The 20217-nt window shown below is 70.0% G+C and carries 20 protein-coding genes; all 20 read right to left on the minus strand.

Features of this window, described 5'->3' with window-relative positions; all coding sequences use genetic code 11:
• Window positions 1-163 precede the first annotated feature (163 nt).
• The 20 genes from AB0F17_RS36880 to pgsA all read right to left on the minus strand — a co-directional run bounded on the left by AB0F17_RS36880 (window position 164) and on the right by pgsA (window position 20120).
• Window positions 164-682 carry an adenine phosphoribosyltransferase gene (locus AB0F17_RS36880; RefSeq protein ID WP_358032452.1) on the minus strand — a complete coding sequence of 173 codons (519 nt, stop codon included), beginning with the start codon at window positions 680-682 and terminating at the stop codon, window positions 164-166.
• Window positions 683-899: 217 nt separating this feature from the next.
• Complete coding sequence (gene secF, locus AB0F17_RS36885) at window positions 900-1895, minus strand: protein translocase subunit SecF (RefSeq protein ID WP_358032455.1); 996 nt, start codon at window positions 1893-1895, stop codon at window positions 900-902.
• Between the two features lies 1 nt (window position 1896).
• Window positions 1897-3708, minus strand: coding sequence for a protein translocase subunit SecD (gene secD, locus AB0F17_RS36890; RefSeq protein WP_358032459.1), 1812 nt, complete (start codon window positions 3706-3708; stop codon window positions 1897-1899).
• Window positions 3709-3750: 42 nt separating this feature from the next.
• Complete coding sequence (gene yajC, locus AB0F17_RS36895) at window positions 3751-4182, minus strand: preprotein translocase subunit YajC (protein WP_358032462.1); 432 nt, start codon at window positions 4180-4182, stop codon at window positions 3751-3753.
• A 218-nt stretch (window positions 4183-4400) separates the two neighbouring features.
• Window positions 4401-5432 carry a Holliday junction branch migration DNA helicase RuvB gene (gene ruvB, locus AB0F17_RS36900; protein ID WP_358032465.1) on the minus strand — a complete coding sequence of 344 codons (1032 nt, stop codon included), beginning with the start codon at window positions 5430-5432 and terminating at the stop codon, window positions 4401-4403.
• Between the two features lie 37 nt (window positions 5433-5469).
• Window positions 5470-6075 carry a Holliday junction branch migration protein RuvA gene (ruvA, locus tag AB0F17_RS36905; RefSeq protein ID WP_358032468.1) on the minus strand — a complete coding sequence of 202 codons (606 nt, stop codon included), beginning with the start codon at window positions 6073-6075 and terminating at the stop codon, window positions 5470-5472.
• Complete coding sequence (gene ruvC / locus AB0F17_RS36910; protein WP_358032471.1) at window positions 6072-6629, minus strand: crossover junction endodeoxyribonuclease RuvC; 558 nt, start codon at window positions 6627-6629, stop codon at window positions 6072-6074. Before ruvC ends, ruvA begins: the two co-directional genes overlap by 4 nt.
• Window positions 6630-6799: 170 nt before the next feature.
• Window positions 6800-7957, minus strand: a complete 1158-nt coding sequence (locus AB0F17_RS36915) for a GNAT family N-acetyltransferase (protein ID WP_358032474.1) — start codon at window positions 7955-7957, stop codon at window positions 6800-6802.
• A gap of 11 nt (window positions 7958-7968) precedes the next feature.
• On the minus strand, window positions 7969-9603 hold the full coding sequence (locus tag AB0F17_RS36920) for a hypothetical protein (protein WP_358032476.1): 1635 nt from the start codon (window positions 9601-9603) through the stop codon (window positions 7969-7971).
• Window positions 9604-9644: 41 nt separating this feature from the next.
• Entirely contained in the window at window positions 9645-10397 is a 753-nt protein-coding gene (locus AB0F17_RS36925; protein WP_358032478.1) for a YebC/PmpR family DNA-binding transcriptional regulator, read from the minus strand.
• Window positions 10398-10400: 3 nt separating this feature from the next.
• Window positions 10401-10979: a pyridoxal 5'-phosphate synthase glutaminase subunit PdxT gene (gene pdxT / locus AB0F17_RS36930; RefSeq protein ID WP_358032481.1), complete on the minus strand. Its 579-nt coding sequence runs from the start codon at window positions 10977-10979 to the stop codon at window positions 10401-10403.
• Between the two features lie 77 nt (window positions 10980-11056).
• On the minus strand, window positions 11057-12256 hold the full coding sequence (locus AB0F17_RS36935) for an MFS transporter (protein WP_358032483.1): 1200 nt from the start codon (window positions 12254-12256) through the stop codon (window positions 11057-11059).
• 10 nt (window positions 12257-12266) lie between these two features.
• Window positions 12267-12689: a MarR family transcriptional regulator gene (locus tag AB0F17_RS36940; protein WP_358032487.1), complete on the minus strand. Its 423-nt coding sequence runs from the start codon at window positions 12687-12689 to the stop codon at window positions 12267-12269.
• 84 nt (window positions 12690-12773) lie between these two features.
• Window positions 12774-14456: an alkaline phosphatase D family protein gene (locus tag AB0F17_RS36945; RefSeq protein ID WP_358032489.1), complete on the minus strand. Its 1683-nt coding sequence runs from the start codon at window positions 14454-14456 to the stop codon at window positions 12774-12776.
• A gap of 367 nt (window positions 14457-14823) precedes the next feature.
• Window positions 14824-15738 (minus strand): pyridoxal 5'-phosphate synthase lyase subunit PdxS, encoded by a 915-nt coding sequence (gene pdxS / locus AB0F17_RS36950; protein WP_358032787.1) that lies wholly within the window; start codon window positions 15736-15738, stop codon window positions 14824-14826.
• Between the two features lie 114 nt (window positions 15739-15852).
• Window positions 15853-16860, minus strand: coding sequence for a DUF3048 domain-containing protein (locus AB0F17_RS36955; RefSeq protein ID WP_358032492.1), 1008 nt, complete (start codon window positions 16858-16860; stop codon window positions 15853-15855).
• A gap of 77 nt (window positions 16861-16937) precedes the next feature.
• Window positions 16938-17480 (minus strand): hypothetical protein, encoded by a 543-nt coding sequence (locus AB0F17_RS36960; RefSeq protein ID WP_358032494.1) that lies wholly within the window; start codon window positions 17478-17480, stop codon window positions 16938-16940.
• Window positions 17477-18607, minus strand: a complete 1131-nt coding sequence (locus tag AB0F17_RS36965; protein ID WP_358032497.1) for a glycosyltransferase family 4 protein — start codon at window positions 18605-18607, stop codon at window positions 17477-17479. The genes AB0F17_RS36960 and AB0F17_RS36965 overlap by 4 nt, the downstream gene beginning before the upstream one ends.
• Window positions 18604-19512, minus strand: coding sequence for a phosphatidylinositol mannoside acyltransferase (locus tag AB0F17_RS36970; protein ID WP_358032500.1), 909 nt, complete (start codon window positions 19510-19512; stop codon window positions 18604-18606). The genes AB0F17_RS36965 and AB0F17_RS36970 overlap by 4 nt, the downstream gene beginning before the upstream one ends.
• Complete coding sequence (gene pgsA / locus AB0F17_RS36975; protein WP_358032502.1) at window positions 19509-20120, minus strand: phosphatidylinositol phosphate synthase; 612 nt, start codon at window positions 20118-20120, stop codon at window positions 19509-19511. The genes AB0F17_RS36970 and pgsA overlap by 4 nt, the downstream gene beginning before the upstream one ends.
• Between the last annotated feature and the right edge of the window lie 97 nt (window positions 20121-20217).

Here is a 20217-nt window from a genome sequence, read left to right on the forward strand (position 1 = left end):
AAATCGCCGTCGACGCGCCGCCGGAGCGCCGGGCGCCGTCTCGGCATTCCCTGCGTCAGTTACGTCGGGCACGACCACATCGCGGGGCACACAGACTCCTTACCTTCGAGTCCAGGCCCCCCAGTGTATCCAGGTGAGAAACCTGGCCTGTCTCGGGGCGGGCTCAGACGATCACAAGGGAGCGCAAATCCACTCCCACAAGACGCTCGCGTCCCTTGAGAAAGGCCAGCTCCATCAGCACGGCGACGCCGACGACCTCGGCTCCGGCCCTGCGCACCAGCTCCACGGTCGCCTCCGCCGTGCCGCCGGTGGCGAGCACGTCGTCGACGATGAGCACCCTGTCACCTTCGGTGAAGGCGTCGCGGTGCACCTCGATGGTCGCGGAACCGTACTCCAGATCGTAGGACTCTTCAAGGGTTTCGGAGGGCAGTTTGCCCTTCTTTCTGATGGGCACGAATCCGGCCCCCGCCCGATAGGCCACCGGAGCGGCCAGAATGAAGCCCCGGGCCTCGATTCCGACGATCTTGTCCACATCGTACGCCCCGGCCAGCTCGTCGACCACAGCCGTGAACACCACCGGGTCGGCCAGCAGCGGGGTGATGTCCTTGAACATGACTCCCGGCTGGGGATAGTCGGGCACGTCTCTGATGCGGTCGCAGATCAACGAGCTCAGGTCGCTCATGACGGCACTCCTTCGGTCGACCGCCGGGCGGTCGCTGATTCCCACGACTGACGGCCTCCATGATGGCCCATGCTGGGCACCACCGGCGTCGGGTGGGGCTTAGGTGGCATTCACCCGGTTATGTCCGCCTCTGAGAGGGCCCTCAGGGCCTCTACAGAGCGACGCCCCCGCCCGGGTGGGCGGAGGCGTCGTTCGTGCGCGTACGGGGCCGTGTGGGCTAGCCCTTGGCCGTCGCCGCCTTCTTGCCGCCCTTGGGGGCCTTGGTGGTGCCGGTGGAGGCGAGCCGCCGGGCGATGGCCTGGTACTTCGGCTCCCGCTCCTTCAGCGTCACCAGCAGCGGCGTGGCCACGCACAGCGAGGAGTAGGTGCCGACGATCATGCCGACGAACAAAGCCAGCGACAGGTCCTTCAGCGTGCCAGCGCCGAGCAGCGTGGTGCCGATGAACAGGATCGCCGCCACCGGCAGGATCGCGACCAGCGAGGTGTTCAGGGACCGGATCAGCGTGTGGTTCAGGGCGTTGTTGGCCGCCATCGAGTAGGTCTGCTTCGACGTGGTGCCCAGCTTGGCCGTGACTTCCTTGATCATGTCGAACACCACGACCGCGTCGTAGAGCGAGTAACCGAGGATGGTCAGGAAGCCGAGCAGCGTCGCGGGCGTGACCTCGAAGCCCGACCAGGCGTAGACGCCCGCCGTGATGACGAGGTCGTGGATGAGCGCGACGATCGCGGCCAGCGCCATCTTCGGCTCGAACGCCATCGACAGGTACAGGATGATCGCCAGCATGAAGACGCCCAGGCCCATCCACGCCTTCTGCGACACCTCGCCGCCCCAGGACGCGCCGATCGACTGGATGTCGACGTCCTTGACCGGGACGCCGAAGTCCTTCGAGATGGCGTTCTGGACCTTGGTCACCGCACCCTCGTCGAGGGTCTCGGTGGTGACCCGCCAGCGTTCACCGGCCGTCTGCACGATCGGCTGGTGCACGCCCTCCTCGAGGAAGGTGTCGCGGACCTGCACCACAGAGCTGGTCTGCGACGCCTTGAAGGAGAAGACCGACCCGCCCTTGAACTCCACGCCCAGGTTGAGCCCGTTGAAGAGCAGCCCGGCGAGGGACACGATCAGCAGGAAGCCGGAAAGGCTGTACCAGAGCTTCCAGCGGCCGACGAAGTCAACGTCGATCTCGCCGCGGTAGAGGCGACGCCCCAGTCCCATGTCAGGCCTCCTGCGGGGTGGTCGTACGGCCGGTGGTGTGGCCAGGGTCTTCCCTCATGCGCTCGGCGTCGAGGCCGGACAGCGGGTGTCCCTTGGCGAAGAACTTGAGCTTGGCCAGCACCGCGATGAACGGCTTCGTGAACAGGAACACCACGATGACGTCGATCAGCGTGGTGAGGCCCATCGCGAACGCGAACCCGGCCACACCGCCCACGGCGAGCACGTACAGCACGACCGCGGCGATGAACATGACGGCGTCGGCGATCAGGATCGTGCGCCGCGCACGCACCCAGGCCACCTCGACGGCCGCGCGAAGCGTCCGCCGCCCTTCCTTCATCTCATCACGTATGCGTTCGAAGTACACGATGAAGGAGTCGGCGGTGATGCCGATCGAGACCACCAGGCCGATGATGTGCGGCAGCGACAGCCGGAACCCGGCGTTGTGGCCGAGCACGACCACGGTCGTGTAGGTCAGGATCGTGGCGACCACGAGGCTGAGGACGGCGACGATGCCGAGGCCGCGGTAGTACAGCAGGCAGTAGAGGAGCACGAGGGCCAGACCGAAGGCGCCGGAGACCAGGCCGCCCATGAGCTGGTCCTGGCCGAGGGTCGAGGACACGGTCTCGATCGAGCTGGGATTGAACTTCAGCGGCAGCGCGCCGTACTTGAGCTGGTCGGCCAGCTCGGTGGCGCTCTGCTGGGTGAAACCGCCGGTGATCTCGGCACGCCCACCCGGGATCGGGCCGATGATGTTGGGCGCGGTGATCACGACGCCGTCGAGGACGACGGCGACCTGGTTGCGCGGCGGCTGCGAGTTGTAGGCGGTGGAGGTCAGCTTGCTCCACGCACTCGCGCCCTGGCTCTTGAAGTCGAGCTGGACGAGCCACTGGGTGGTGCCCTGCTGGACGCCGGCGCTGGCCGAGGAGATGTCGGTGCCGACGACCTTGGCCACGTCGAGGACGTACTTGAGGCTGCCGTCGGACTCACAGGCGGCGAACTGCTTGGCCGGGTCGTCCTGGACGCCCTTCCCGCGGTTCTTCGGGTCGCTGCAGTCGAGCTTGTTGAACTGCGCGAGCACGTCCTTGTCGATGCCCTGGGTGTTGATCTGCGGCGTGGAGTCCTGCGTGGGCTGGCCGCTCGACGTGGGCGTGGGCGTGGGCGTCGGGGTGGCCTTGCCGTCCTTGGTCTTCTGCGTCTTCGGCGTCTCCTGGGCCTTCGGCGTGGCAGCCGCCGACGGGGTGGCCGACGGTGCGACCAGCGCGGACGACAGGGCCTTGCCCGTGGGCGAGGTGCTGGGCTTGGGAGCCCCCGCCGACTGGGACGGCTTGCCCGACTCCGTGGGGGCGGAGGACGGGGCCGTGGACGGGGAGACCGTGGAGGACGGCGAGGTGCCCGGCTTGGGCGCCTCGGTGGCGAGCTCCTGCGGAGTCTGCGTGGCCGCTATGGCGAGCACCTGGCGGAAGCGGAGCTCCGCTGTGGTGCCGACCAGCTTGATGACCTCCTCCTGACCCGCGCCCGGAACGGAGATGATGATGTTGTCACCTGACTTGGTGACCTCCGCGTCGGAGATGCCGGTGCCGTTGACCCGGTCGCGGATGATGTTCACCGCGCGGTCAAGGATCTCCTCGGGCGGAGCGGCACCGTTCAGGGTCACCGGTGAGAGGGTCACCGTCGTGCCGCCGGCGAGGTCGAGCCCCAGCTTCGGCGTGAACGCCTTCTGCAGGAACATCGTCCCGCCCAGGGCGATGATGAGCGCCAGCAGCACCAGGAGCGTTCGCCCCGGTCGGCTGTGGCGGCTGGTCGGTCGGGCCACTGGTCGTCAGTCTTTCAGATAGGGGTTTGAGGCAGAGCCTGGTCAGGACTGCTTGGAGCTGGAGTCCTTGCCGCCGTTGCGCTCCACGGTCGGCTCGGTCTCTTCGCGGGGGGTGTCGTCCTTGTCGTCGACCTTGGCCTCGTCGGCGGCCGTGTCGTCAGCGGCGACGTCCACCACGGGCTCGTCAGCGAGGGGCTCGTCAGCCGGGGCGTCGCCGGGGGTGACGACGCGCCCGATGGCGGCCTTCACCCATCGGGTCTCGATCCCGGGAGCGACCTCAAGAACCACGTCCTCATTCTCTACTGCGACCACGGTGGCGAACAGGCCAGTCGTCGTCATGACCCGGGCACCCGGCCCGAGAGAGTTCTGCATGCGGGTCGCCTCTTGCTGGCGCTTGCGCTGGGGGCGGATCAGCAAGAAGTAGAACACCACCACCAGAAGGATCAGCGGCAGGATGCTTCCGAGTTGTCCCATGTCCATAACGAGCGACCTTCCATTGTCGTACAAGAAGTTGACACCGGCCTCGCGCCGGAAATTCCGTGCGTAGCGTCGGGGCCGCGCCGCTCAGCCCATCAGCCTACACAGCCAGCCAAGCCACGGAGTGTAGGCCGTTGTTGCGAAACGCGGCAACGAGGCAGCGTTTCGGCGCGCGGGGAAGTTCCCATATTGAAACGGTTGCAACCGTTCTGTGATCAGTCGAAAAGCGTGGCTCCGAAGGCGTCGGGCGGCGGTGTCATCCCGAGATGATGCCAGGCGGCGGCGGTGGCGACCCGGCCGCGCGGGGTCCTGGCCAGCAGTCCTTGGCGTACGAGGAAGGGCTCGGCCACCACTTCGACGGTCTCCGGCTCCTCGCCGACGGCCACGGCGAGCGTGGACAGGCCGACGGGGCCGCCGCCGAACTTGCGCAGCAGCACCCCGAGCACCGCCCGGTCGAGCCGGTCGAGCCCTTCGGCGTCGACTTCGTACAGATTGAGGGCCGCGGAGGCGATGTCGAGATCGATGACGCCGTCGGCGCGGACGTCGGCGAAGTCGCGGACCCGGCGCAGCAGGCGGTTGGCGATGCGGGGCGTGCCGCGCGAGCGCCGGGCGATCTCGTGCGCGCCTTCGGCCGGCAGTCGCACGTCGAGCAGCCTGGCCGAGCGGTAGAGGACCCGCTCCAGCTCCTCGACCTCGTAGAAGTCCATGTGCGCGGTGAAGCCGAACCGGTCGCGCAGCGGCGCGGGCAGCAGCCCGGCCCTGGTGGTGGCGCCGACCAGGGTGAAGGGCGCGATGTCGAGCGGGATCGCGGTGGCTCCTGGGCCCTTGCCGACGATGATGTCGACCCGGAAGTCCTCCATCGCGAGATAGAGCATCTCCTCGGCGGGGCGGGCCATCCGGTGGATCTCGTCGATGAACAGCACCTCGCCCTCGGCCAGCGTCGACAGGATGGCCGCGAGGTCACCGGCCCGCTCCAGGGCCGGCCCTGACGTGATGCGGAGCGGAGCGCTCAACTCGGCTGCGATGATCATAGCCAGTGTCGTCTTGCCCAGACCCGGCGAACCGTTCATCAGCACGTGATCCGGCGGCCGATTGCGCCGCATGGCGCTCTCCAGCACCAGCGACAGCTGCTCCCGCACCCGCGCCTGGCCGATGAACTCGCTCAGCCGCTTGGGCCGCAGCGCCGCCTCGATCTGCACCTCGTCGCCCTCGGCGTCGGGTGACACGAGATCACGCTCGAGACTCACGCCGCCACCTCCCGCAGCGGGGACCGGGCCGGCCCGCTCATCGCGCGGTGCTCAGCGATCGCAGGGCGGACTTCAGCAGGACGGCGATCTGCGGGTCGTCACCGGCCTCCGGCTCGATGATGGCGATGGCCTCGTCGGCGTCCTTACCGGAGTAGCCCAGCCCCACCAGCCCCGAGTGAACCTGGTCACGCCAGGCCGCCACCCGCCGGCCGCCGTTGAGTGCCGCGTCGACCGCCTCGTCGGGGGTGCCGAGCCGGTCCTTGAGCTCCAGCACGATGCGCTGGGCGCCCTTCTGGCCGATGCCCGGCACCTGGGTGAGCGCCTTGAGGTCGGCGGAGGCGACGGCCACGCGCAGCGCGTTGGGCGAGTGGACGGCGAGCATGGCCAGCGCCAGCTTGGGGCCGACGCCGCTGGCCGTCTGGAGCAGCTCGAAGACGGTGCGCTCGTCGGTGGTGGCGAAGCCGAAGAGGGTGAGCGACTCCTCACGCACCACCAGCGACGTGGCCAGCCGCGCTTCCTCGCCCACCCTGAGCGTGGCCAGGGTGGCGGGTGTGCAGTGGGTGAGGATGCCGACCCCGCCGACCTCGATCACCGCACCGTAGGGGGCGATCGCCGTCACCTGCCCGGCCACCGACGCGATCACAGCGCCACGTCCTTCCGTGTCGTACGGGCCTGTGCGGTGCGGCCCTTGGCCTTGGCCATGGCCTCGGCCAGGCGGTGCTGGGCCCCGCCGCGCCACACGTGGCAGATGGCCAGGGCGAGCGCGTCGGCGGCGTCGGCGGGCTTGGGCATCTCGCTGAGCCGCAGCAGGCGGGTCACCATGGCGCCGATCTGCTTCTTGTCGGCGGTGCCGCTGCCGGTGATGGCGGCCTTGACCTCGGACGGGGTGTGGAGCGCGACGGGCAGGCCGCGCCTGGACGCGCACAGGATCGCGATGCCCGCCGCCTGGGCGGTGCCCATGACCGTGCGGACGTTGTGCTGGCTGAACACCCGCTCGACCGCCACCGCGTCGGGCCGCACGTCATCGAGCCACTGCTCGATGCCCGCCTCGATGCCGACCAGCCGGGCGCCCAGCTCCTCGTCGGCGCCGGTGCGCACCACCCCGACGGCCACCAGGGACAGCGGCGCGCCCGGCCGCCCCTCGACCGCGCCCAGGCCGCACCGGGTCAGCCCCGGATCGACGCCCATCACCCGCACCGGCCTGCCTCCCCGCGCCGCCGAACATCTGTTCGGCACGAGACTCTACCCCGGCTGACGTGCCCGCGCATCGGGAAACGCCCCGCCGGACCGGCGGATGGGGGCGGGCCTGTCACAGACAGTGCGGCATGTACGCCTCCACGGCTCAGAAGCAGTCCGGCAGGTACGGCTCAGAAGTAGTCCAGCATGTACGGCTTGGCGGCGAAAGCGGTGTCGAGCAGCTCGTCGAACCGGTCATGCCCGGACATGAGGCCGCTGCGCCGCAGCGTGGCCGCCGGGATCCCGGCGTACAGGGCGGAGAAGCCGTTGATCGACAGCACCGGCCCGAACTCGGCCGAGTCCCCGAGCGGGGTGGCGGCCCCGGCGCCGCCGGAGAACTCCAGCCGCCAGCGCCCCGTGTTGCCCGGCCGCAGCCGGTCGGCCACCTCGACGACCGCGTCGCCCGCGACGACGGCCGGATAGCCCCTGCGCTCCACGGCCGCCGCCACGTCGAGGACGCGGAACATCCACCGCACCTGCCGCACCTGCTCCGTCGAGCGCTCGCGCATCAGCCACAGCGCCGGGTCGTCGGGCGCGACGCTGGCGGTGACGTGCTCGGCCATCGACGAGGCGGAGCCCACCAGCGACCACAGCGCCCTGGCGGTCTCCTCGGATCCGGCGACGAGGTTGTCGACCTCGATGTTTTGGCCGTCCCAGCGGTAGATGACGTAGCCGTCCGGCGCCAGGTAGAGGAAGTCGTCCTCCGACGCGAGCAGCCGCCCCCAGGTGCGCTCGTCCCACGAGACGGGCCCGGAGGCGCGCGCGGCGCCGTGTGCCTGCCGCAGCACGGAGACCACCTCCGCCGCGTCGCCGGGACCCATCCTGCGCAGCTTGACCTCGCCGGACCGCGGGATCGTGCGCAGCGACTCGGCCCGGAGCCTGACGTGGTGCCGCGCTCCCGCGTGCTCGTAGCCGACCGAGCGGTAGAGGGGCGTGGTCGCCGGATAGAGCACGGACACGGCGTCGCCGAGTGCGACGGCCCGCTCCACGGTGGCCCGCATGAGCCGGCCGCCGACGCCCTTGCCGCGGTCCTCCGGGTTGACGGTGACGGCCGCGACCCCGGCCATGGGCTGCGGCCTGCCGTGCCACCACTGGGTGAACGGGCGCAGCCGCGCGGCCGCGACGAGCCTGGGGCCGTCGAAGACGCCCACGTAGCGGCCCTCGGTCAGCGCGGGCAGGGTCCCCTGGCGCCAGCGCTCCCGTTCGGCGGCCGGGATCGGGCCGAAGGCGCGCACGCGAAGGTCGAGAACGGCGTCGAGGTCGTCGGAGGTCACATCACGGATGTCCACGAACCCACAATTTACGCAGGCGGCGCGTCCTCCCGCGAATCGCCCGCCGTGATGGCGAGCCGGTCGAGGTAGAGCAGTTGCGCGGCCACGATGCCGATCAGGGCGCCGGCGACCACGGCCAGCGGCGTGGCCAGGCCGATGTCGGGCCACGCCCCGGAGTAGCCGGTCGTCTGGGCGAGCAGCGTGACCGGTGCGGTGGCCAGGCCGGGCTCCTGGGCGACCAGCAGGGGCCACAGGAGGTCATGGCCGTTCACCAGCGTGACGGCCAGGGCGAGGATGCCCGCCATCGGCAGTGAGGGCAGGACCACGCCGCTCAGGAAGTCCTTGTCGGTGCGCGCGGCCAGCCCCTTGCACAGCAGCGTCAGGATCAGCAGGGCGGGCACGCTGACCAGGATCGGCTGGACGAGGGCCACGAAGGAGTCGATCATGCCCATGCTGCGGATGGTGCGCCAGTCGGCGACGCTCAGCGGGCCGATCCCGACGAACAGCCAGGGGGCGAAGGCGAGCAGCAGCCACTCGCTCCTGCGGCCCAGGGGTCGCAGGCCGCCGATGCCGAGCGCCGCGAGGTAGGCGACGCCCACCGACACCAGCGCGCCGATGAGGGCGGGCGCCCAGGTGTTGACGACGGTACGCAGCCCGGACGGGGCCGCGGAACCCGGCTGGGCGGGGGCCAACAGCGCCGACAGCCACGGCCAGGTCAGGACGAGCCCGACGGCCAAGAAGACGACCAGCGCCACCACGCCGACGATCACCTTCGCGCCGGAGCCGGACCGGGCCGCATCGGGGTTCCGCTCGTTCTCGCGGGGCACGATCGTGATGCGCATGCCGCTCGCCGCCGCCACGCAGACCGCGGCGATCCCCAGGACGCCCAGGATCAGCCCGATGACGGTCGCCACCGTGGCGCCCAGCTCGACCTTGACCACCATGAACGTGTAGGTGTACTGGACGAGGCTCAGCGTCTGCGTGGACCCGTTGGGCCCGCCGTGCGTCATGGTCAGCCCGATCGAGAACGTCTGCAGCCCGGCGGCGACCATCGCCAGCGCGACGAGCGCGCCCACGGCGAGCATGGCCGTGGAGACGGTGCCGCCGCGCAGCGCGGGCAGGAACGCCATCGTCGCCAGCGCGCAGACCACGCCGAAGGTGGCGGCGGCGGTGATGAGCTGGAGTGTCAGCGGTGCCGTGGCGGGATCGCGCAACCCTTCGGCCAGCGTGGCCAGGCCGGACGCGTCGGGCCTCAGACCGCGCATCCAGGAGATCGCCACGGCCACCGGGGAGAACGTCACCAGGGCGAGGGACAGCACGATCCGCCCGGCCCGCCTGGCCAGACCGCCCGACCGGTCGAGCGCCAGCGCGAGCAGCGGCCCCACCACCACGGCCACCAGCAGCGGCATGACCGCCAGGGACAGCGTGAAGACCAGCGCCTTCCAGAACGCCCCTTCGCCCAGCACCCGGCCGAAGTTGGCGAACCCCACGAAGTCGCTCGGGCCGGTGAGCCTGACCGACTGGAGGCTGAGCAGGATCGTCTGGACGGTGGGCAGGACCAAGGAGATCAGCGTGCCCAGCAGCGCCGGCAGAAGAAGCAGCCAGCCCAGGGCCGGAGACGCGGAGTCGGCAGAGATCTCGGTAGGGGTACGGGGGGAGGTCACGACGCTCGACCTTACAGCCGACTCCGATCAGGCGTGAACGCTCACGCCTCCAGCTTCTCCATGATCTCGTCGGAGACGTCGAAGTTGGCGAAGACGTTCTGCACGTCGTCACTGTCCTCGAGCGCGTCGATGAGGCGGAAGACCTTCTTGGCGCCGTCCTCGTCGAGCGGCACGCTCAGCGTGGGCAGGAAACTCGACTCGGCGGAGTCGTAGTCGATGCCCGCCTCCTGGAGCGCCTTGCGCACCGGCACCAGGTCGCCGGCCTCGGACACGACCTCGAAGGAGTCGCCCAGGTCGTTGACCTCCTCGGCGCCCGCCTCCAGCACGGCCGCCAGCACGTCGTCCTCGTCGACCCCTTCCTTGGGCACGAGCACGACGCCCTTGCGGTTGAACATGTAGGACACCGAGTTGGGGTCGGCCAGCGAGCCGCCGTTACGGGTGAGCGCGACGCGCACCTCGGAGGCCGCGCGGTTGCGGTTGTCGGTGAGGCACTCGATGAGCACCGCGACGCCGCCGGGCGCGTAGCCCTCGTACATGATGGTCTGCCAGTCGGCGCCGCCCGCCTCCAGGCCGCCGCCGCGCTTGCGGGCCCGTTCGATGTTGTCGTTGGGCACGGAGTTCTTCTTGGCCTTGAAGATGGCGTCGAAGAGCGTCGGGTTGGCGTCCGGATCGGGGCCGCCGGTCCTGGCCGCCACTTCGATGTTCTTGATGAGCTTCGCGAACAGCTTGCCGCGCTTGGCGTCGAGCGCGGCCTTCTTGTGCTTCGTCGTCGCCCATTTGGAGTGGCCGGACATTACCTAGAGCTCCCTCAGCATGTCTACGAAGTATCGGTGCACGCGCGTGTCACCCGTCAGCTCAGGGTGAAACGAGGTCGCGAGCAGCGGCCCTTGGCGGACCGCGACGATCCTATCCCCAGGCTCGGCGATGCCCAGCACTTCGACGTCCGCGCCGACCGATTCGACCCAGGGGGCTCGGATGAAGATGGCGTGCACCGGCTCGCCGGCGAAGTCGAGATCGGCCTCGAAGGAGTCGACCTGGCGGCCGAACGCGTTGCGCCTGACGACCATGTCGATGCCGCCGATGGTCTGCTGACCGTCGATGCCGTCCTCGATCCGGTCGGCCAGCATGATCATGCCGGCGCAGGAGCCGTACGCGGGCATGCCCTCCTTGATCCGCATCCGCAGCGGGTCGAGCAGGTCGAAGGTGTCGGCCAGCTTCCACATCGTGGTCGACTCGCCACCGGGGATGACCAGGCCGTCGACCGCGTCCAGCTCGGCGGGCCGGCGTACGGCGATGGCCGCCGCGCCGGCCTCCTGGAGCATGCGCACATGCTCGCGCACGCTTCCCTGGAGAGCGAGTACACCGATCGTGGGCACGGTGAATCCTTCCGTCCGGATGCGGGTTTCGGACAATTCAACACCACGACGGCCTCGGATCTTCCTACGGGACGCGGTCAGGCGACCGCGGCGGCCTCCTGGACCGCGATGTCGTCCACGCGTGCCAGGGCGCTGAGGTGGTGGCGCCGGCCGTACAGGATGCCCATGCCGATCAGGCAGCAGAGGGCGCCGACCGCGTACGGAACCGGGGCGCCCAGCTCCTCGCCCAGCTTGGTGGCGATGAACGGGGCCAGCGCGCCGCCCATCCAGCGGACGAAGTTGTATCCGGCGGAGGCGACGGGCCTGGGCGCGTCGGAGACCTCCATGGCCGACTCGGTGAAGACGGTGTTGTTCAGGCCGATCGGGATGCCGGACAGGATCGTGAAGACGATGATCCCGGCGTGTCCCGACACGGCGATGCCGACCTGGAGGACGGCCAGCAGGCCCAGCGCCAGGTGCAGGACGTTCACCGAGCCGATCCGGCGCTGCAGCGGCGGCGCGCCGAACACCGAGGCGAGCGCCACGCACACGCCCCAGCCGAAGAACACCGCGCCGATGCCGTAGGCGGTCATGTGCAGGATGAACGGGGTGAAGGCGAGGATCGTGAAGAAGGCGAAGTTGTAGAACAGCGCGGTGAAGGCCGTGGTGGACAGGCCGCCATGGGCCAGGGCCCGGATGGGCGCGCTGAGCTTGGTCTTGACGGCGGGTTTGGGGGTCGTCTTCAGCAGTGTGGCGATCAGCACGAAGCCGACGGCCATCAGCGTGGCGGTGCCGAAGAACGGGGCTCGCCAGTTCCAGTCGCCGAGCAGCGCTCCGGCCAGCGGTCCGGCGGAGATGCCCAGGCCGAGCGCGGCCTCGTACAGGACGATGGCCGCGGAGCCGCCGCCACTGGCCGCGCCGACGATGACGGCGAGCGCGGTGGCCACGAACAACGCGTTGCCCAGGCCCCAGCCCGCGCGGAAGCCGACGAGCTCGGCGACGCTGGTGGAGGTGCCCGAGAGCGCGGCGAACACGATGACCAGGGTGAGCCCGGCCAGCAGCGTGCGCTTGCCGCCGATGCGGCTGGAGACCCAGCCGGTCAGCAGCATGGCGACGGCGGTCACCAGGAAGTAGCTGGTGAACAGCAGCGACACCTGGCTGGGCGTGGCCTTCAGACCTTGGGCGATGGACGGCAGGATGGGGTCGACGAGGCCGATGCCCATGAACGCGACCACCGCGGCGAAGGCGGTGGCCCAGACGGACATCGGCTGACGAAGGATTCCGCCATCGGACGACATGTTGCTCCTTTCACGTGCGGCCGAGCTTCGCCAGCACCGGCAAAGCGACCGCCAGGGCGGCTCGCTCCTCATCGGTGAGCGCCACCAGTTCGCGGCTGAGGTGGGCGATCCTGGCCTGGCGCACGGCCAGCAGCCGGACGCGGCCCTCGTCCGTGAGCTCGACCGTCCTGACACGGGCGTCGGCCGGGTCTGAGCCCCTGGCCACCAGCCCGGCGTCCGCCAGACGGTTGATCTGCACGGTCATGGTGGGCAGTTGCACGGCGTGCTCCTCGGCCAGCTCCGTCATCCGGCGCGGGCCGGGCTCCAGGGAACCGAGGACGGCGTACTGCTGGCTGGTGACCGGCTGGCCCGCCACCGTGCGCCTGAGCAGCAGGACCAGGTGGCGGAGCACGGCGGAGACCTGTTCGGCCAGCTCGACGGGATCGTCCCTCATAATGCTTAGCCTAACTAACTTAGCTTGGCTAATATTCCGGAACGCAAAAAGGCGGCGCCCTCACGGACGCCGCCTTTCCGGGGGTTACGGGCGTTCGGTCTCCAGGCGGACGGTCTCGTCCACCGTGACGCGCCGGGCGAGCACGGACGGGTCGAGCGGGCGCAGGTACGTCTGCTGCACGCCGGGCACGCCGTCCTCGACCACGAACGTCGCCCTCGTGTACACCTCCGCACCGGGCTCCCGCAGGTGCGGCACCACCTTGAAGTCCGCGGTGAGCGCGTCTCGCTCGATCTTCGTCAGCACGTAGCCGCGCTGGTTGTTGTAGAACTTCAGGTGCGGGTTGATGGCCAGGAACGGGTGCGTGGCCGGGTCGGAGTCGGCGCCGTCGCCGCCGGTGGAGATCGAGGAGGCCACCAGCTCGGAGCCCACCGTCGGGCCGGTCGGGTCGTCGTAGTTCAGCTTGAGGTCGCTGGCCCAGTGCGCGTGCACGTCGCCGGTCAGCACGACCGGGTTGCGCACGTCGGCGTCGACCCAGCCCTGCGTGATCCGCTGGCGCGAGGCGACGTAGCCGTCCCAGGCGTCCATGCTGGTGACCTTGGCCGGGCCGGCGTTGTTGTCACGCTGGGCGAAGAACACCTGCTGGCCGATGATGTCCCACTGGGCCCGCGACTTGTGGAAGCCGTCGACCAGCCATTCCTCCTGGGCCGCTCCGGTGATCGACCTGCTGGGGTCGACGGCGGCCGGGCAGTCCTTGTAGCCGTCGCCGCAGCCCTGGTCGTCGCGGTACTGGCGGGTGTCGAGCATGTGGAAGCTGGCCATCCTGCCCCAGCGCACCCTCCGGTAGAGCTGCATGTCGACGCCGCGCGGGATGGAGGTGCGGCGCAGCGGCATGTTCTCGTAGTAGGCCCGGAAGGCGGCCTCGCGGCGCTGCAGGAAGGTCGGCTGGTCCTCGGCGTGCTCCGGGATCTCGTCGGCCCAGTTGTTGTCCACCTCGTGGTCGTCGAAGACGACCAGCCAGGGGGCGGCGGCGTGGGCGGCCTGCAGGTCGGGGTCGGCCTTGTACTGGGCGTGGCGCTGGCGGTAGTTGGCCAGCGTGACGGTCTCGGGGCCCTCGTGATTGCGTACGTTGCCGCCGGGGATGTTGTAGGTGTTCTTGGTGTATTCGTACTGGTAGTCGCCCAGGTGAAGGATGAGGTCCGGGTGCTCCTCGGCCAGCCTGCGGTAGGAGGTGAAGTAGCCGTGCTCGTACTGGGCGCAGGAGACGAACGCCATCGACAGGGCGCCGCCGTACGACAGGGGGTGCGGGGCGGTCTTGGCCCGGCCGACGGGCGAGATGTACGGGCCGACGCGGAAGCGGTACCAGTACTCACGGTCGGAGCTGAGATGGTCGGCCTCGACGTGAACGGTGTGGCCCCATTCGGGCGCGGCCACGGTGACACCGCTGCGGACCACGCGGCGGCACCGCTCGTCGGAGTAGATCTGCCACAGCACGGGGAACGGCCGCTGCGGCATACCGCCGAAACCGTCCTCGGCCAGCGGCTGCTGGGCCAGGCGGGTCCAGAGCACGAAGCCCTCATGGTCCGGGTCGCCGCTGGCGACACCGAGCGTGAACGGGTCGGTCGTCAGGCCGCGCGAGGCCAGGCTCTGGGCGGTCTCGGTGGCGGGGTCCTTGACGGGATCGGCGTTCGCGGCGGTGGCCGGGATGGCCGCGGCGGCGCCCGCGGTTAACCCGGCGACGAGGAAGTGGCGGCGGTTGAGCTTGGTCAAGGGGGGCTCCTGGGGAGGTTGGCGAGGGGACGTCTCGTAACCTGACGGAGGATCATGACGCCCCGGTGAACACCACCTAACACGAAAAAGGCGACATCCTTCACGGATATCGCCCCATTCGGAAATTTCCGCCGTCCCGGCGGTGCACCCGGTGTCCTAGATCATCTCACCCCACGACCCCGCGGCCTGCGACGACGCGCCGAAGCGGGACCGCGCCGCCCGCGACGGCGCGCAAAGACAGTGCGGCGCGAAACCCGCAGGGGTGCGTCGCGCGACCGCGTAAGGTCGCGCAACCGCGTAAAGCAGAGGCGACGGCGCCCGCGCCAGACGCGCGCGCCGTCGCCCACACCAAGAGCCGGAAGCCCTGTTACCAGCCGCGCTCGGCGAGGCGGTGCGGCTGCGGGATGTCGTCGACGTTGATGCCGACCATCGCCTCGCCCAGCCCGCGCGAGACCTTGGCGATGACGTCCGGGTCGTCGTAGAACGTCGTGGCCTTGACGATGGCCGCGGCGCGCTTGGCCGGGTCGCCCGACTTGAAGATGCCGGAGCCGACGAACACGCCCTCGGCGCCGAGCTGCATCATCATCGCCGCGTCGGCCGGGGTGGCGATGCCGCCCGCGGTGAACAGCACGACGGGCAGCTTGCCGGCGCGGGCCACCTCGGCGACCAGCTCGTACGGCGCCTGCAGCTCCTTGGCGGCGACGTACAGCTCGTCCTCGGGCAGCGAGGTGAGCCGCTTGAGCTCGCCGCGGATCGTGCGCATGTGGGTGACCGCGTTGGACACGTCGCCGGTGCCGGCCTCGCCCTTGGAGCGGATCATGGCCGCGCCCTCGGTGATGCGGCGCAGGGCCTCGCCCAGGTTCGTCGCGCCGCACACGAAGGGCACGGTGAACTGCCACTTGTCGATGTGGTTGGCATAGTCGGCCGGGGTCAGGACCTCCGACTCGTCGACGTAGTCGACGCCCAGGGCCTGCAGCACGCGGGCCTCGGTGAAGTGGCCGATGCGGGCCTTGGCCATGACCGGGATCGACACCGCGGCGATGATGCCGTCGATCATGTCGGGGTTGCTCATCCGGGAAACGCCGCCCTGCGCGCGAATGTCGGCGGGCACGCGCTCCAGGGCCATCACGGCGACGGCGCCGGCGTCTTCGGCGATCTTCGCCTGCTCGGGGGTGACGACGTCCATGATGACGCCGCCCTTGAGCATCTCGGCCATGCCGCGCTTGACGCGCGCAGTTCCGGTGACGGGGGTGTTTTCGGGCGTGCTGGACACGACGGTCATCCTCACAAAAGCGAACGGTAAGTTATCAAGCCCATGGTAGGTCCTGAAGACCTCTCCCCCGACACACCACGATGTCAGGATTTATCAAGGCTCTTGTACATCTAGGTGGGCTTTTCACGGGATAACGGGCTTGCGACTGGCGAGCGCGACCCAGACCTGGCCGGGCGCGAAGTTCATCGGCTCGCCACTCTCCGTGGTGAACGTCGTACCGCTCTCCTCGGATTTCCGCTCCCACTTCGCCTTGTACGCCTTGCCGTCGCGCAGCACCACCGCCGAGCCCTTGCCGACGCTGTGCACCAGGGGCGTGTAGCTCTGGTTCTTGTCGTGGAACTGGGAGCGCTCGGTCTTGGTGTACTGGACGACGATCGTCGGCGCGCCGAGCTGGCCGCCCTCCGCCGCCATGTCCTTCTTGCCGTCCTGCCAGATCAGCCACTTCTCGTCCGCCTCGGACCAGCCGAAGGTGAAGCGCGCGGCGGGCCACTTGACGGTGTACGACTTCTTGTCCACGCCGCCGTCGGCCGGGGCGTCGCCGAAGGTGAAGCCGATGTCCTTGGCCTTGTCGGCGCCCGGTGCCCGGGTCAGCAACTTCTTGGTGGTGGCGAACAGGTTGTAGGGGGCGAAGCGGCCCGGCTGGCGGAAGAAGGCGCCCGGGTTGCGGGTGTCGCCGACGTCGTACAACGACGCCTTGGCCATGAACGGCAACATCAGCGACTGCACGCCCGAGTAGGCGAAGGCGGGCTTGCCGAACTGCGGCACGATGTGCAGGTCGGAGATGCGGGCGCTGCGCACGGGCCCCACCTTGGCCGGCAGCTTCGAGGAGAAGACGGCCATCAGGCGGGTCAGACCGGCCTCGACCTGCTCGACGTAGACGATGTCCGCGCTCTTGAGTCCGAGCTGGGGCTTGCCGGCCGCGGTGTTCTCGATCTTCACGGCGAGCACCGGCTTGGCGGCCCCCTCCATCGGCAGTCCGGTGAAGGGATGGGTCTCGCCCGCCTCCGCCGTGGGCTCCTCGGTCGGCGACGCCGTGGCCGCCTGCGGCGCCTTGCCCGCTGCGGGCTCGTTCGACGAGCAGGCCGCGACCGGCAGCAGGACAGCCGCCCCGGCCAGCGTCACGGTAATCATCCGAGGTAGCCGCACCTGTGTACTCCTCCGCATGGGCCCAGAAACGGAAGAAGCCTACCGGCGCTCTCCAAATCAGGTCATTCAGTTGCCATAGTCGCGGGCGGATTGTCATCAATCTCGAAGAATTGCGGGTATTCGGTATGCCCGGCCAGGCGCAGAACTCTGGCGAGCCAGCGGCGCTGGGCCGTACGGGTGACTCCCACGGCGCTGTTGTAGAAGCGGCGCGAGTAGACGACCTTGGCCACGGCCGCGCCGAGCTCTTCGAGCAGGGCCTGGCCGCCGGGCGACTCCGACAGCTTCTCGGTGAAGCGCTCCTGGTCGACGGCGGCGCGCAGCGCGCCCGACAGGTCGCTCTCGGCGTGCTCGCGATCCTCGGGCCCGGCCATCCTGGCCTCGTGCGCCGCCGCGGCCAGCACCAGCGAGGTCGCCGGGTCGAGCAGCCGGGAGCCGGCCAGCTCCAGCACCACGGCCCGGCGTCGCATGAGCGCGGCGTCGAGCGCCTCGCGGGCCAGCTCCAGCCGGATGTGCATCCGGTCGAGACGGCCCGCCCGCCACGAGATGTAGACGGCCGTGAGCACCACGACGAGGCCCGCGATCAGCACGATCATGGTCGGGGTCACAGGTCTTCCTCCACGCCGCCCATGCCGCTGGCCGTCACCGTCTCGTAGACCCGGACCACGTCACGGGCGACCGTCGACCAGTCGTACTTGCCGACCGCCACCAGCGCTTCCTCGGCCAGCTTGGCGCGGCGCTCCGGGGCGTCGAGCAGCGCGGCCGCCTCGCGGGCGAGGGAGGCGGGGTCGCCGTTGGTGAACAGCGCGCCCGCCTGGCCATCGCCCAGCACCCTGCGGAAGGCGGGGATGTCGCTGGCCAGCACGGTCGCGCCCGAGGCCATCGCCTCGGCCAGCACGATGCCGAAGCTCTCCCCCCGGGTGTTGGGCGCGCAGAACACGTCGACCGAGTGGTAGGCGCGGATCTTGTCGGCCTCGCTCACCTGGCCGAGCACGGTGACCCGGTCGTGCAGCGTCTTGGGCACCCGGTCGTAGACGTCCTTGGCGTCGCCCGGACCGGCGATGAGCAGCTTGAGCCCCGGACGTTCGGCCGCCAGCGGCTTGAAGGCGTCCAGCAGGATCGGCAGGCCCTTGCGCTCCTCGTCCATCCGGCCGAGGAAGCCGAGCGTGGCGCCGTCGGGCCCCCACCCGTCGAGCGGCTCCGCGTGGGCGTAACGGCTGACGGTGACGCCGTTGGGGATCAGCACGGTGTCGCCGCCGAACTGCTCGACCAGGCTCTTGCGGGCCGCGTCGGAGACCGCGATGCGCCCGCTGAGCTTCTCCAGCGCGCTGCGCAGCAGCGGCTCGGCCACCGCGATGGCCCGCGAGCGCGTCCAGGAGGCGTGGAAGGTGGCCACGATCGGCCCCTTGGCCGCCCAGCAGGCCAGCACGCCCAGGCTCGGCACCAGCGGCTCGTGGATGTGCAGCACGTCGAAGCGGCCGTCCCGCACCCAGCGCCGCACCCGGGCCGCCGAGAGGAAGCCGAACGACATCCTAGCCACCGACCCGTTGTACGGCACCGGGATGGCCCGGCCCGCACCCGTCACGTACGGCGGGAGTTCCTCGTCGTCGGCGGCCGGCGCGATGACCGAGACGTCGTGCTCCTGCGCGATCAGCGCCTGGGCCAGGTCGTCGATGTGCTGTTTGACCCCACCGGGCATGTCCCAGGAGTAGGGACAGACGATGCCGACCCTCATCTCGACAGGTCTTCCAGCCAGAGCCGCTGCAGCATGTGCCAGTCCTCAGGGTGCTCGGAGATGCCCTTCTCGAAGACGTCCGTCAGGCGCTGCGCCACGATCGCGACCTTCTCCTGCCTGGTGCCCTCCTCGGGCACGGGGATCTCCTCGTGGATGTCGATCCCCCAGTCGTCACCGTGGAAGTAGACGGTGGCGGGCAGCAGCGCCGCCCCGGTCTGCACGGCCAGCAGCGGCGGCCCCGCGGGCACCTTGGTGGCCGAGCCGAAGAAGCGCACCTCGATGCCGCTCTTGGTCAGGTCGCGCTCGGCCGGCAGGCAGACGACGCCGCCCCGCCGTACGCGCGTGGCGAGGCTGCCGAAGTTGTGGCCGTCACCGCCCGTGAGCGGCAGCACCTCCATGCCCAGCCCCTCGCGGAAGGCGACGTAGCGGCGGAACAGCGACTCGGGCTTGAGCCGCTCCGCGACGGTGGCGAACGGATGGCCCACGCCCACCAGCCACGCGCCGGCCTGGTCCCAGTTGCCCATGTGCGGCAGCGCCAGCACCACCCCGCGCCCGGCGGCCACCGTGTCGTGGATGTGCTCGGCGCCGGTGACGTGCGTGCGGCGGACGATGTCCTCGCGGCGCATCGACGGCAGCCGGAACACCTCGTGGAAGTAGCGGAAGTAGGAGCGCATGCCCGCCCTGCTCAGCTCGCGCATCTCGCGGCCGTCGGGATCGAGCCCGGTCACCCTGGCCAGATTGGACTCCAGGCGGCGTACCGACTTTCCCCGCCGGCGCCACACCCGGTCGGCCAGGAGGTCGAAGGCCCCCGCGGTCACGCGCTGGGGCAGCAGCGGGACCAGTTTCCAGCCGGCCGCGAACCCCGCGGCGACGATGCGATCGGTGACGGACGTCTTCTGACTCATCGCTCCCCAGCCTGCCTCGTCTGCCCATGAACGTGGACCACCCGCTGCACCACCGTGACCGCGCTGGCGACCGCCAGCAGCCACATCCCGGCGGGGAGAATGTACGGCACGCCGAGCCCGGCGAAGAAGGTGGCCACCAGCGCGACGACCAGGCGCTCCGGCCGCTCGGCCAGCCCCACGTCACAGGTGAGCCCGAGCCCCTCCGCCCTGGCCTTGGCGTAGGACACCAGGGCCCCGGCGACCAGGCCGGCCAGCGTCACCGCGGCCATCAGCGTGTCGTCCTTCGAGATGAAGTAAAGAATCAGCCCGGAGAAGATGGCGGAGTCGGCCACCCGGTCGAGCGTCGAGTCGAGGAACGCGCCCCAGGTGCTGCCCCCCTTCCCGCCGAGCCGGGCCACCAGGCCGTCGAGCAGGTCGAACAGCACGAACACCGTGATCAGCAGGGCGCCCCACGACAACTGGCCCACCGGCAGGAAGATCAGGGCGGCGAGGACGGTGCCGATCGTGCCGATCGCCGTGACGACGTTCGGGCCGATCCCGCGGGCGGCGAGTGCCCTGCCCAGCGGGGTGAGTATCCGGGTCATGGCCGGGCGCAGGAGTTTCAGCATCGCCGTCTGATCGTAGGCCATTAACGAGCCGACGACTTTCTTTGCCCCATCCCTCTTGTGATATTCGCCACAGGGGTATTTGGTGAACACACCGCGT

Source organism: Nonomuraea sp. NPDC026600, assembly GCF_040638335.1.
In the GTDB taxonomy this organism is placed as follows: Bacteria; Actinomycetota; Actinomycetes; order Streptosporangiales; family Streptosporangiaceae; genus Nonomuraea.